General features: G+C 67.5%; 8 protein-coding genes. 3 read left to right on the forward strand and 5 right to left on the reverse strand.

Annotated features, from left to right (window positions below; genetic code table 11):
* Nucleotides 1-64: 64 nt before the first annotated feature.
* On the reverse strand, nt 65-964 hold the full coding sequence (locus AB0N07_RS07245; RefSeq protein ID WP_365832988.1) for a hypothetical protein: 900 nt from the start codon (nt 962-964) through the stop codon (nt 65-67).
* Between the two features lie 24 nt (nt 965-988).
* Nucleotides 989-2,278 carry a tyrosine-type recombinase/integrase gene (locus AB0N07_RS07250; RefSeq protein WP_365832990.1) on the reverse strand — a complete coding sequence of 430 codons (1,290 nt, stop codon included), beginning with the start codon at nt 2,276-2,278 and terminating at the stop codon, nt 989-991.
* A 618-nt stretch (nt 2,279-2,896) separates the two neighbouring features.
* Here AB0N07_RS07250 and AB0N07_RS07255 point away from each other — a divergent pair.
* Nucleotides 2,897-3,142 (forward strand): hypothetical protein, encoded by a 246-nt coding sequence (locus AB0N07_RS07255; protein ID WP_365833248.1) that lies wholly within the window; start codon nt 2,897-2,899, stop codon nt 3,140-3,142.
* A 44-nt stretch (nt 3,143-3,186) separates the two neighbouring features.
* On the opposite strand, the gene AB0N07_RS07260 is transcribed toward AB0N07_RS07255, so the two are convergent.
* Genes AB0N07_RS07260 through AB0N07_RS07270 form a run of 3 tightly spaced genes read right to left on the reverse strand, consistent with a single transcriptional unit; the run spans nt 3,187 to nt 7,706 of the window.
* On the reverse strand, nt 3,187-4,158 hold the full coding sequence (locus AB0N07_RS07260; protein WP_365832992.1) for an antibiotic biosynthesis monooxygenase: 972 nt from the start codon (nt 4,156-4,158) through the stop codon (nt 3,187-3,189).
* A 6-nt stretch (nt 4,159-4,164) separates the two neighbouring features.
* Nucleotides 4,165-6,882 (reverse strand): molybdopterin cofactor-binding domain-containing protein, encoded by a 2,718-nt coding sequence (locus AB0N07_RS07265; protein WP_365832994.1) that lies wholly within the window; start codon nt 6,880-6,882, stop codon nt 4,165-4,167.
* Nucleotides 6,879-7,706 (reverse strand): FAD binding domain-containing protein, encoded by an 828-nt coding sequence (locus tag AB0N07_RS07270; RefSeq protein WP_365832996.1) that lies wholly within the window; start codon nt 7,704-7,706, stop codon nt 6,879-6,881. Before AB0N07_RS07270 ends, AB0N07_RS07265 begins: the two co-directional genes overlap by 4 nt.
* A gap of 462 nt (nt 7,707-8,168) precedes the next feature.
* Between AB0N07_RS07270 and AB0N07_RS07275 the strand changes: the two genes are divergently transcribed.
* Both AB0N07_RS07275 and AB0N07_RS07280 read left to right on the forward strand, forming a co-directional pair.
* Nucleotides 8,169-9,212, forward strand: coding sequence for a PP2C family protein-serine/threonine phosphatase (locus tag AB0N07_RS07275; RefSeq protein WP_365832998.1), 1,044 nt, complete (start codon nt 8,169-8,171; stop codon nt 9,210-9,212).
* A 158-nt stretch (nt 9,213-9,370) separates the two neighbouring features.
* A complete protein-coding gene (locus tag AB0N07_RS07280) occupies nt 9,371-12,187 on the forward strand; it encodes a SpoIIE family protein phosphatase (protein WP_365833000.1) in 2,817 nt (938 codons plus the stop codon).
* Nucleotides 12,188-12,471 lie beyond the last annotated feature (284 nt).

Below are 12,471 nucleotides of genomic sequence, written 5' to 3' on the forward strand. Positions count from 1 at the left end.
ACGACCTCAACCCCCTGACCGTGCTCCGCGACCTCTTCGCCGGAAACCCCTGGCTGCCACCCGCTCACGCGTAATCAACGACCTGAGCAGTCACGGCAGATTTATTAATGCCCCATCTGCCATTCCCGCGTCCTTTCAAGGGAAATTGCGCCCGCTGCAAGGCGGCCGCCTCCAACGGCCCCGCACTGCACCCAGAATTATCCCTAGCGAGTCTGTCCAGCCGAATCCGCATGCTCTGTTCGAATTCAGTGGCGCCTTCCGGCGCATATCGACTCGGCAGGTATCCCGGAGCCAGGATGGCCTGGCTTCCGTCGAGACCGTAGAAGGCAAGGACGTTGGCGGCATTCTGCTGGTCTATGGCATCTGCCTTGACTTCCGCTTCTGAGCCCACCTTGGTTCTGTCAATGGCCCATCCGCCTTTCTCCCGTTCTTTCAGATGCAGTCCCGCCGCCCGCAAGGCGGCCGCTTCCTCCGGCCCCGCACGATACTTAGAATTTTCTCTAGCGAGGCTGTCCAGCCGCCTCCGCATGCTCTGTTCGAATTCAGTGGCGCCTTGCGGCGCAGACTGACTCGGCAGGTATCCCGGAGCCAGGATGGCCTGGCTTCCGCCGAGACCGTAAAAGGCAAGGACGTTGGCGGCATTCTGCTGGTCTATGGCATCTGCCTTGACTTCCGCTTCTGAGCCCACCTTGGTTCTGTCAATGCCCCATTTGCCATTCCCGCGTTCTTTCAGATGCAGTCCCGCCGCCCGCAAGGCGGCCGCTTCCTCCGGCCCCGCACTATACCCAGAATTATCTCTAGCGAGTTTGTCCAGCCGAATCCGCATACTCTGTTCGAATTCAGTGGCGCCTTGCGGCGCATGTTGACTCGGCAGGTATCCCGGAGCCAGGATGGCCTGGCTTCCGCCGAGACCGTAGAAGGCAAGGACGGCGGCGGCTCGTTCCGCATCTGTCGATTTAGGCATGGAACCCTCCATCGCAAGTCAGGATCAACGTAATCTCACAACGCACCAGACCGCCCTGTGGTTCAGCCTCGATTCTTCCGGGGCTGGCCGGTGGCGTTGTGAGTGGCTGGCTGCCCCAGGGCTCCGTCGTTCTCGTGATCGGCCGGGAATGATCACGCAATGCCACGAAGTTAGGTGCTCGGCGTGGGTGTCCAGTGGGGTGAGTGCGGTTCCGTGACACACAAGGGCCTCTGCTATCCAGGGGATCGACCAAGATCTTCCTGTCTCCTCGATCGACTTGTGCCCCATCCATTCCGCCACGTCGGTGATGGGTATGCCGTTCCCGAGCGAGTTCGAGGCAAAGTAGTGCCGAAAGCTGTACATGCCGACACCGCGCTCCGCGGGAAGGTCCTTGAACAGCTTCTGCACGCGACGGCGTTCCATCGGCTCTGTGTAGTACCCACTGGGGCCACGCAGCAGATATCCCTGCTTCGTGGTTCCGTGCTTCTCCTCGTATCGCTCCATGGCTTCCCGCACCGATCGCGGCAAAGGAACCTCCCTGAACTCTCCCGCCTTGCGGTGCTTCAGCTTCGCCGGCTTGTGTGTGTTGGAGTGGATCTGCTCATGCACTCTATAGACATCGTCCGCCACGACGTTATTGATGTTGACCGCCCGAGCCTCGCCATTTCGCAATCCACAACCCGCCATCATGACGATCTCGAGCGCGAGAAGCTCATCAGCGACAGCCAGCGCCTTCTTCACGTAGGCGAGGGACGGGATGACCACCTTCTCCCGGACGTACTCCGGTTCTTGGACGCCCTTTGCAGGGTCATCCACCATGGCTCCCTTGCCGTAAGCGTCCCGCAGGATCGCCTTCAGCGTGCGGAATATGTTCACCTGGTTGCCGCGACCGACCCCATCGGCCTCCAACTCGTCCAAGAAACGCTCGACCACGATTGGCGTGACAGAGTTCAGCTTCCGCGATCCGAGCCGAGGAATGATGTGCACATTGATGGAGCTGTCAACGTGCTCGCCCGTGGAGTACTCCGTCATTCGGCGCTGCCGGGGCCGCCACTGCTTCGCGTATTCCTCAACCGTCTGCTGGCCGAGTTCTCGGCGGGCCTCGGCAACAGATGGCGCCGTCCGCTTCTTCTCCGCGTAGAGCTGCGTGAGGCGTTCAATCGCGTCGTCCTGCGTGCCGTAGCCGGTCTCCTCACGCTGCTTGCCGAGAGCGTCCCTGAATCGAATCGTGTACGGGTGCGGGCAGCGCGTTGGCTTGGCACAGTCGCAGTCCTTGAAGAAGGACCCCATGCCGCGGGCGAGCTGTCGGGGCACGAATGAAACCTCCGGGTGGGGGTTGGCGGACGACCCTGGCCGGGTCACTCCCCAGCCCGGAGGTCAGCAACGCGAGGACGCAACCGCGCCTAATGCTGACTGTTTGCTGACCTCAGCCCGGCTATCATGCCTCTGACCTGCGGAGATGACCAAGCGTTAGATCTTGGACTTAAACATGGTGCGCAGCATGTTGAACTCCTGGAAGACGGCTCCCTGCCAGCTTTCTGCAGGTCAAGGGCGGTGTCGACTCTACACCGGGGCACGCCGGTCGAGGATTGTGAGGAACATCGCTCCGCTCGGGCGAGACGGCTTCACGCCTGGGCTTTCGCGCCGCAGCGGCGCCTGTTCAGGCAATCCTCAAGGAAAGCCCGGCGACTCATGCTGACCGGATGCCGGCTTACCCGATGAGCCGGTCGGTGCTCGACCGCCCCGGAACCAGGTCGCTGTCTGCCGCCCGCCCGAGACCCCTCGGCAGCGTGGAACTCGGGGGCGAGACGCGTCCAAGGCGCCGGCACCGACCCGCCCGGGCGAAGCCCAAGTCACGCGCCCCCGCGCACTTGGGTGCGCCGCTCCTCCCTTCCGTACGATCCAGCCGATGGCGAACCGCGCTCGCACGACGTGAAGGAGAGCTCGCTGCAGTCCGGCGAGCTCAGCATCGGCTTCGCGCGCACGCTCACTGAGCACATGCTGCGCAGCCGTTTCCCCGGCCGTTCGGTGACGATCGTCCCCGCCGACACGGCGGGACGGACGGGCCGGGCCAACCGCAACGGAGTGGGCTACGACTACGTCCACTCCGCCGCGGACGACCACCGTCGCCTGGACTGCGGCGAGATCCACCCGGGCACGACCAGTACTGCCTCCTGAAGAAGCCGCTCGGCTTCAGGACGGCAGGCCGCCGAAGTCGCCGGTCAGGGCAGCGTCCAGAACCGGACCGTGACGAGGTAGAAGACGACGACCCAGAAGGCCATCGCCATCGCGACCACACCGAGACCACGGAGGTTGGCCCTGGCCGGTTCGTCCGGTGCCGGCCGCAGCCATCGCCCGAGCATCGGGTTCACGTAGTAGGGCATGGTCAGGAAGCTCATGAGGAAACTCGACAGCAGGTTGCCCACGAGCAGGCCGATCCAGAGCGACATGTGCAGCGGGGACAGAGCAAGCGTCAGCAGCACGACAGTCGGGTACAGGCCGACCCAGACCGCGAGGGAGGTCCTGGTCTCGGAGGGCGGCGACGGTGCCTCCTTGCCGTTGCCCTCGAAGGCGAACCAACTGCCGAACGAGTTGTCGATCGTACGCAGTTGGAAGTCGCTGAACTTCTCGCCCTCGGCCAGGATCCTCTGCCGTTGGGGCGACGTCAGCCAGGCGTCGAGGTGTTCCGCACTGTCGTAGCGGTACAGCGTGGTCCATTCCGCCTGAAGCCCCTCGACGGGGCGGAAGAGCTCGGTCCCGCGAAACCCCTCGAACCTGCTCTCCTCCTGGACCATGTGGTGCTGCCAGGCGAGGAAGTCGTCGACCTGGTTCGGGGAGACGCGGTGCGTGACCACCACGGTGACCAGCGGATCCGGTGACTGGGTGCCGCTGCTGACCACCTGCTGGGTCGCTGGACCGTCGAAGTACTTGGCGCCGGTGCCGAGATACGTCTGCCTGGCCGCGCTGTTGATCCACGCCTGCAGATGCGCCACCGAGTCGAACCGGTACACGACGACCCAATCGGACTGCAGCGCCGTCGGCGGGGAGATCTCGGCGCCGAGGAAACCGGGGTAGTAGGCGGCCGCGGCGTTGAGATCCTCCTGCCATGACTCGAACTCCCGCTCCATCCCGGGCAGGACCTTCTGGCCGATGATCGCCGTCGCCGCGGCGGCTACGTTCTTTTCGGTGTTCATGGTGGCTCAACCTGTCGACACCGACTGCTCCGCAGGGAGCCGGCCGTAAATGCGTTCCGGAGTCAGCGGCAGCGCACGGTAGCGGACACCCGTGGCGTCATGCACCGCGTTCGCGAGCGCGGGGGCCACCGGGTTGATGCAGCACTCCGCCATTCCCTTCGACCGCAGGGGCCCGACCGAATCCGCCGAGCCCACCAGGAGGACCTCGGTACGGGGGAGGTCGGCGTAGGTGGGGATGCGGTAGTTTCGGAGGTTCGGGTTGACCATGACGCCGTTGCCGTCGACCTGATGGTTCTCGGTCAGCACGAAGCCGATTCCCTGGGCGACACCGCCCTCCACCTGTCCCCGGACCTGCGCCGGGTTGATGATCACCCCGGCGTCGGCCGCCTGCACGCTGTACAGGATCCGTATCTCACCCGTCACGCGGTGCACGGCGACCCGGAACCCCTGCGTGTTGGAGGTGACGCTCCGGGGTGAGCCGTATGCCTTGCGGGCGGCGGTGAAGCGGATTCCACGACTCCGGGCCAGCGCGACGAGTTCCGCCAGCGACACCCGCCGGTCCCCGCAGACGACACCGTCGTCGTCCATCGTGCACATCACGACATGGATGCCCGTGTGCGCGGCGGCGAATTGCAGAATGCGGTCGCGCACGGCATTGGCCGCCCGCAGGACCGCATTGCCCGCCACGAAGAGGCCCGCGCTGGCGAAGGCACCGGTGTCGAATCCCGTGCGGTCGGTGTCGGACTGCACCAGACGGATCCGTGACGGTGTCGTGCCCAGCTGGTCGGCTGCGATCTGGACATGGGCCGTGGAGGTTCCCTCCCCGAACTCGGGGGTGCCGACGGTCAGTTCGTAGATGAGATCGTCGCCCAGCGTGACCCATGCCTCGGAGAGGTGGTCCGTCGGGGGCGCGGTCTCGTGCAGGGAACTCGCCACTCCGGCTCCGACGAGCCACTCCGGGCCGGGGGGCGGCTGGTCGTCCGTACGAGCCAGGGCGTCGCCCACCAGGTCGAGACACAGGGCGAGGCCGTCCTCGGTGAAGATCACGTCGTCGGGGCCCCCGTGCATCGCGAGCAGGGGCTCACCCGGCCGCACGATGTTGCGCCGGCGCAGTTCGAGCGGGTCGATGTGCAGGGCGCGGGCCAGTTCGTCCATCGCCGACTCCACGGCGAACGCCGGCTGCGTCATGCCGTAACCGCGCAGCGCCCCGCTCGGCACGGTGTTCGTGTAGACGGAGTACGCGTCGTACTTCTTGTTGGGGCAGCGGTAGATCATGACGGCGGCTCCGCCCGCGTAGAGCGTTTCGCCGCCGTGGTTCCCGTAGGCGCCGGTGTTCGACACGTTGCGTACCTGGAAGGCGGTGAGCGTTCCGTCAGCCTTCGCGCCGAGCTTGACCGTCAGGCTCATCGGATGCCGCGGCGAGGCCGTGGTGAACTCCTCCTCACGGGTGTACTCGAAACAGGTGGGCCGTCCGGTGTCCAGGGTGGCGAGCGCGACCAGGTCCTCCGCGATCACCTCCTGCTTGCCGCCGAATCCGCCGCCGACGCGCTTGCAGAACACCCTCACCTGGTCCGGGCGCAGCGCGAACAGGTACTCCAGCTTGACTTTTGCGATCGACGGTGACTGGGAACTGGTGCGGACGTTCAGCCGACCGTCCTCCAGCCAGGCGATCGAACCGTGGGTCTCCAGATGTGCGTGCTGCACCCGCGGTGAGAAGTACGTGCCTTCGTGGATCACGTCGGCCGCGGCGAATCCCGCGTCGACGTCGCCGATGTGCGAGTGGAGTTCGACCAGGATGTTGTGGCCGGGGTCGCGGACGAACGGATCGTGGGAGCCGTGCAGCTGGGGTGCGCCGTCGGCCATCGCCGCCTCCGGGTCGAACACCGCAGGCAGCACCTCGTACTCGACCGTGAGACGCCGGCAGCCCTCCTCCGCCGCCCCGATCGTGTCGGCCAGGACCGCGGCGACGCGCTGGCCGGCGAAGCGGACCGTGTCGTCGAGGATGTAGGTGTCGTCCGGGTCGACCAGGTGGTCGGTGTGGATCGCCGTGGTGAAGCGTCTGCGGGGTGCGTCTTCCCAGGTGTAGACCCGGTGCACGCCGGGCACGGCGAGGGCGGCGCTCTTGTCGATCGAGCGGATCCGGGCGTGGGCGTGGGGCGAGTGCAGCACCTTGAGGTGCAGCATGCCGTCGATCCGCGTGTCCATGGTGAACTCGGCATGACCGGTCACCACGTCGTGGCCCGCGGGCGCGCCGACACTCGTCCCGACGGCCTTGCCCGGTGCCGCCGTCTCCACCGCACGGACGCCCTTCACGGCGTCCTCGATCGCCCGGTATCCGGTACAGCGGCAGAGGTTGCCCTTCAACGCCCGCGGCAGATCTGCCTTCTGGTCCTCGGTGAAGGTCGCCGACGTCATGATCATCCCTGCGGTGCAGAAACCGCACTGGAATCCCGGGGCGTCCTCGAACTGCCGCTGCATGGGATGCAGGGCGCCTGGTCGCCCAAGGCCCTCGATCGTGGTCACCTCACGGCCGTTCGCGCGGAAGGCGGGGGTGATGCAGCTGTGTACCGGTACGCCGTCCAGCCACACCGTGCAGGCGCCGCAGTCGCCCGCGTCACACCCCTTCTTGACGCCGAAGTGGCCGAGTGCGCGCAGGAACGTGCGCAGACACTGGCCCGGGGCCGGTTCCCGGTCGAATCTGCGGCCGTTCACGATGTAGGTCATGGCAGGTCCCCAGCCGTGAGTTCGCGGCGGATCTCTTCGGCGAAGTGCCGTGACAGGTGCAGACGGTGGTCGGGGGTCCCGTTGGGATCGGCGAACCAGACGTCGGCAGGCACGGCGTCGATGCTCTGCCGCAGGGTCCGGGCATCGGGCAGGGACACGAAGGCGATGCGGACAGGCCGTGTGGTGCCGGCGGTGACGGTGAGCAGCAGGTCATTCGCGCCCAGGCGTTGTGTGCCGACGAGGAACACCGTCGAGCGGCCGAGCCGGGTCAGCGTGAAGCGACGGTGCGCGGTGCGTTTGCGCAGCGCGTACTCCGGAATGATGATGCGCCGCAGGATCTCCCCGGGGGCGAGAATGTTGCGGTGGTCGCCCGTGACGAAATCGAGGGCGTCGACGAAGCGTACGGAGCCGTCGGGCGCCCACAGCTCGTACCGCGCTTCGAGCGCGACCGTCAACGTGATCATCGGGCCGGCGGGCAAGGACATGCAGATGTTTCCGCCGACGGTCGCCGCGTTCCAGACCTTGAACGAGGACAGGAATGCCTCGCAGCTCTTCCGGAGGAGAATTCCGGCGGTCCAGGTCTCCAGCGACGGAAAGGCGTACAGGTCGCGAATGGTGCAGGTGGCGCTGATCTCCAGACCCTCGTCCGTCGGAACAAGAGGCTCCCAACGCAACGCCGTCAGGTCGATCAGCCGTCGCAGGTCCGGCTGCTCCGTGGAATAGAGCCATGTTCCGCCTGCGAGCCAGGCGTCGCCCTCGTGCCAGTCCAGGCCTGGCTGCTCGGACGGCTGCCGGACTACTTCGGTGATGGTGTTGAGGTCCATGAAAACCGACCTACGGGAGAACGGACCTACGGGAAGGCAACCGTCCCCTGGGGGTGTTGGCGTGGATTCCCACTCACCGAGCAGATACCAGCGTGCCGCAACGTCGGGCGGCCGAGCCGCGAGGGGACAGCGCACACAGTTTTGGCCATTTTATCGCAGCATGCGGATGACGGCCCGGCCGAGGACAGCTGAGAGTGGCGGACACACTACGAACAGCCACACCGGTGTTCTTGCGCCGCTGACCTGGGCTGCCCACCGCGGGAGGGCCGCTCACAGCCGGGGCGGCCTTCTGAGGGGCTGCACGGCGCGGTTCAGCGGTCGGTCGGCGCGCATGGGCGCCGACGCTCTCGCGAACGAAGCCCGTTATGCCCCATTAAGATGATTTTTGTGATCAGGACAGGACGACCTCGGCGCCACCGCCCTTCACCCGATGCCCGACGCGAGATCGTCCTGCTGTCGCCCGTGATTCTCACCGCCCTGATCACCGGCTTGGCCTTCGCCACTCCCAGGGAGATCGCGTTCAGCCGTCTCCTGCCTGCCGCACCCGCCCTGGCCGCTGCGATGTGGCCCGTGCTGCCGACGATCGCGCTGGGGGCTTTCTGCCTGCTGACCATGATCGGGCTGAGCCTCGTGTACTCCGATCTCGGAACGCCCTACACGGCGGCTGCGATCGTCGCGGTCACTTTGACGGCCGCATATACGAGTCATCTTCGACTCCAACGAGAGGAAACGCTCTTCCAGGTCCGGCTCGTCGCCGACGCAGCGCAGCAGGTGTTGCTGCGCCCGCTGCCGCGCCGTGTCCAGGATCTCGATGTCGAGTCGCTGTATCTGGCGGCTCAGGAGCAGGCCCGGATCGGAGGCGACTTCTACGAGGTGGCCGACACGCCGTACGGGGTTCGGCTGCTCATCGGTGACGTGCGCGGCAAAGGGCTGCCGGCCGTGGGAGCCGCCTCGGCGGTGATCAACTGCTTCAGGGAGAACGCGTACGACCAGCCCGACCTGAGGGGCGTCATCCATCGGCTGGAGACGAGCATGAGGCGCTACAGCGTCGCCAAGCTCGACCCGGATCAGCCTGAGCACTTCGCCACTGCGCTGATCGCCGAGATCCCCAGTGGCGGCGGACACGTCAAAATCCTCAATTGTGGACATCCTCCGCCACTGGTGGTGCGCGGCGGCGAGATCCGCGTCCTTGAGCCCACCGTCCCCTCACCGCCCCTCAACCTCGCGACCCTCCTCGGGGACGACTACAACGTCGACACCGTCGCCTTCGCCTCCGGCGACCAGATGCTGCTCTACACCGACGGCGTGACGGAGACCCGGGACCGGGCCGGCACGTTCTTCCCGCTACCGGAGTGGATGCGGCAGCTCGGCCCGGCGACGCCCCGTGAGCTGCTGGACCGGCTTCACCGAGACCTACTCCATTACAGCGGCGGAAGGCTCGATGACGACATCGCGGCCGTCGCCGTCCGCTGCAGGCGCCCCGGGACTTCGGAGCGCGCCGCGTAGGTGCCTGGAAGCCGTGTCACGGCTGCGTCTGCTCTCGGCGCCGTGTTCCCGCTCAGCTCGGTCCTTCCTGCACCGACGCCCTCCGCTGCTGCGCCGCGGCAGCCGCGCGACGGATTTGATCAGCGTCGGCCTGCCCCCAGTGGTGTTATCAAGGGTGTATGGAGGCATTCTCCGGACGCCCTCTGGGCCCGGAACGTCATCCGCCCGTCGGACGCTCGCGCAAGGGCCGCGCTTCCCGGCTGGACCCGCGCAGTGCGGCCGGTCAGGTGTTCCTCCTCCAGGTCGTCATCGTGGTCCTGCTGGTGGTGGCCGCGGTGGTCGGCATGGTGCTCCAGGCGGCGAGTGACGCTCTGCAGAAAGGACGACGGGAGTCGGTCATCGCGGCCCAGTCGTTCGCGAGTGCCCCGGGCGTGGCCGCGGCACTGCAGAGCCCGGACCCCTCAGCGGTGCTCCAGCCGCGGGCCGAGGCGGCGCGCAAGCGCACAGGCATGGATTTCATCGTCGTCATGAGCACGAAGGGGATTCGTTACACGTACCCGTATCCGCGGGAGATCGGGAAGAAGTTCGTCGGCACCATCGCACCGGCGCTGAAGGGCCGTACCGTCGTCGAGCAGGCCGGTGGGCCGCCTCTGCCCGCGGGCCAGGGGACGGACGTGCAGGCGGTGGTCCCGGTGACCGACTCGCGCGGCAAGGTGGTCGGCCTGGTCTCCGCCGGAATCACGGTCAAGAACGTGGCGGAGCTGTGGCTGCCACAGCTGCCGATCATCTTGGCCGGCGGCGCGGTCGCGCTGGCACTGGCCATGACGGGAACGACGCTGGTGTCCCGGCGGCTGCGACGGCAGACCTTTGGCCTGGCTCCGGTGGAGCTGGCACAGTTGTACGAGCACCACGACGCGGTCCTGCACGCGGTGCGGGAGGGCGTGCTGATCACGGACGCCGACGGACGGCTGCTGTTGGCGAACGACGAGGCGACCCGGCTTCTCGGACTGCCGGCTGACGTGCGGGGGCGCTCGGTGCGGGAGCTGGGACTCTCGGAGCCGGTCATGAGCCTGCTGTCGTCGCGGGAGGAGGTCACCGACGAGGTGCGTCGCGCGGGGGACCGACTGCTGGCGGTGAACAAACGGCTGACGTACCCGCAGAGCGACCGGGGAGGCAGCGTGGTGACCCTCCGGGACACCACGGAGCTGGCGGAGGTCTCGGGTCGGGCCGAGGTCGCGCGGGAGCGGCTGAAGCTGCTGTACGAGGCCGGGGTGCGGATCGGGACGACGCTGGATGTGAGGCGTACGGCCCAGGAGCTGGCCGACGTGGCGGCGCCGCAGTTCGCCGACCTCGTGACGGTGGATCTGCTCGACGCGGTGCTGCGGGGGTGGGAGCCGACGGCGGAGGGGTGGCGGCATCTGCGCCGGGCGGCGATCGGCGGCGAACAGCGGATGATGCCGGTGTATCCGCTGGACGAAGTGATCGCGTTCTCGCCCCGCACCCCGCAGATGCGGACGCTGCAGGAGGGGCGGGGGATGCTGGAGACGGACCTGCGCCGGTCACACGGCTGGCGGGAACAGGACCCGGAGCGCTCCCAAAAGGCCCTGGAGGGCGGGCTGCGGTCGCTGGTGGCCGTGCCACTGCGGGCGCGGAACGTACCGCTGGGCGTGGCGAACTTCTACCGGACGGCGGATTCCCCTGCGTTCGAGCCGGAGGATCTCACCTTCGCGGAGGAACTGGCCGTACGGGCGGCGGTAGCCATCGACAACGCCCGGAGGTTCACCCGGGAGCACGCGATGGCGGTGGCGCTGCAGCGCAGTCTGCTGCCGCGTGGACAGCCGGAGCAGGACGCGCTGGAGGTGGCCTGGCGGTATCTGCCCTCGGAGGAGGGGGTGGGCGGGGACTGGTTCGACGTCATCCCGCTTCCGGGCGCGCGCGTGGCCCTGGTGATGGGTGACGTCGTCGGTCACGGGCTGCACGCGGCGGCGACGATGGGTCGGCTGCGCACCGCTGTGCACAACTTCTCCACCCTGGACCTGCCCGTGGACGAGGTGCTCGGGAACCTGGACGACATGGTCGTGCGCATGGACAACGAGAGGAACAGGGGTGATGCCGTGGATGGCCACGAAGGGGAGGCGGTGACCGGAGCTACCTGTCTGTACGCGGTTTACGACCCGGTGGCGGGGACCTGCACCATGGCCCGTGCGGGACACCCGGAACCGGTGGTGGTGCGCCCGGACGGGACGGTCACCTGCCCCGGTGTGCCGGTCTCGGCACCCCTCGGTCTGGGCGGCTACCCCTTCGAGAGCACAGAGGTGTCCCTGCCGGAGGGTTCACAACTGGTGCTGTACACCGACGGCCTGGTGGAGAACCGCGCCCACGACTTCGACGTCGGGCTGGAGAGGCTGCGCCGGGCTTTGCGCGGGTCCGGGAAACGCACTCCGGAGGAGACGTGTCAGGCGGTGATCGACGCGCTGAAGCCGTCACGCCCCTCCGACGACATCGCGCTGCTGACGGCACGTACCCGGATGTTCCCGCCGTCGCGCGTGGCCGAGTGGGACGTGCCGCCCGATCCGGCGTTGGTTCCCTCGGTGCGGGCGCGCTGCAGGGAGACGTTGCTGGAGTGGGGGCTGGAGGAGACCGGATTCGCCACGGAGCTGATCGTCAGCGAGTTGGTCACGAACGCGATCCGGTACGGCTCGCCGCCGGTCGGCGTGCGGCTGTTGCACGGACGCCGTCTGATCTGCGAGGTCTCGGACGGCAGCGGTACGATGCCGCGCCTGCGGCGGGCCGCGACCACGGACGAAGGCGGGCGGGGGCTCTTTCTGGTGGCGCAGTTCGCGCAGCGATGGGGAACGCGGTACACGACCCGCGGCAAGGTCATCTGGACGGAGCAGCTTCTTCACGACGGCGAATCCGCCGCCTCGGGCCTCGCACCGGTCGACTTCCTTCTCGACCAGTTCGACCTCGACCAGTTCGATGAGCCCGGTCTGTAAGCCCGGTCTGTGAGCCGACGTCGACCCCGAGCGCCGTGGACAGCGGCATGTCCGGCGCAACGAACCCCTTTGGCCCGTTCGACGGCGCTTGACTCCGGAGCCCGGCGTCGCCCCGCCGGCTTGGCGGCTGTCGAGACTCGAACGTCGCCTGGCCGCGAGGAGACCGGACTCGACTCGGCCCCGCTCCCCCACGTGTGGGCAGGTGACTTGTCCTCCCGGGCCCCGTCGGCCGATCACACCGTGACGGCGCAGTGGGCCGAGGCATGCACGTCGGTGACGACGAA

It is taken from the genome of Streptomyces sp. NPDC051172, from assembly GCF_040682555.1.
GTDB lineage: Bacteria > Actinomycetota > Actinomycetes > Streptomycetales > Streptomycetaceae > Streptomyces.

Excerpts from the sequence above, each read along its gene's own strand:
- AB0N07_RS07245 (WP_365832988.1), bottom strand. The coding sequence starts at position 964 with ATGCCTAAATCGACAGATGCGGAACGAGCCGCCGCCGTCCTTGCCTTC.
- AB0N07_RS07260 (WP_365832992.1), bottom strand. The coding sequence starts at position 4,158 with ATGAACACCGAAAAGAACGTAGCCGCCGCGGCGACGGCGATCATCGGC.
- AB0N07_RS07265 (WP_365832994.1), bottom strand. The coding sequence starts at position 6,882 with ATGACCTACATCGTGAACGGCCGCAGATTCGACCGGGAACCGGCCCCG.
- AB0N07_RS07270 (WP_365832996.1), bottom strand. The coding sequence starts at position 7,706 with ATGGACCTCAACACCATCACCGAAGTAGTCCGGCAGCCGTCCGAGCAG.
- AB0N07_RS07280 (WP_365833000.1), top strand. The coding sequence starts at position 9,371 with ATGGAGGCATTCTCCGGACGCCCTCTGGGCCCGGAACGTCATCCGCCC.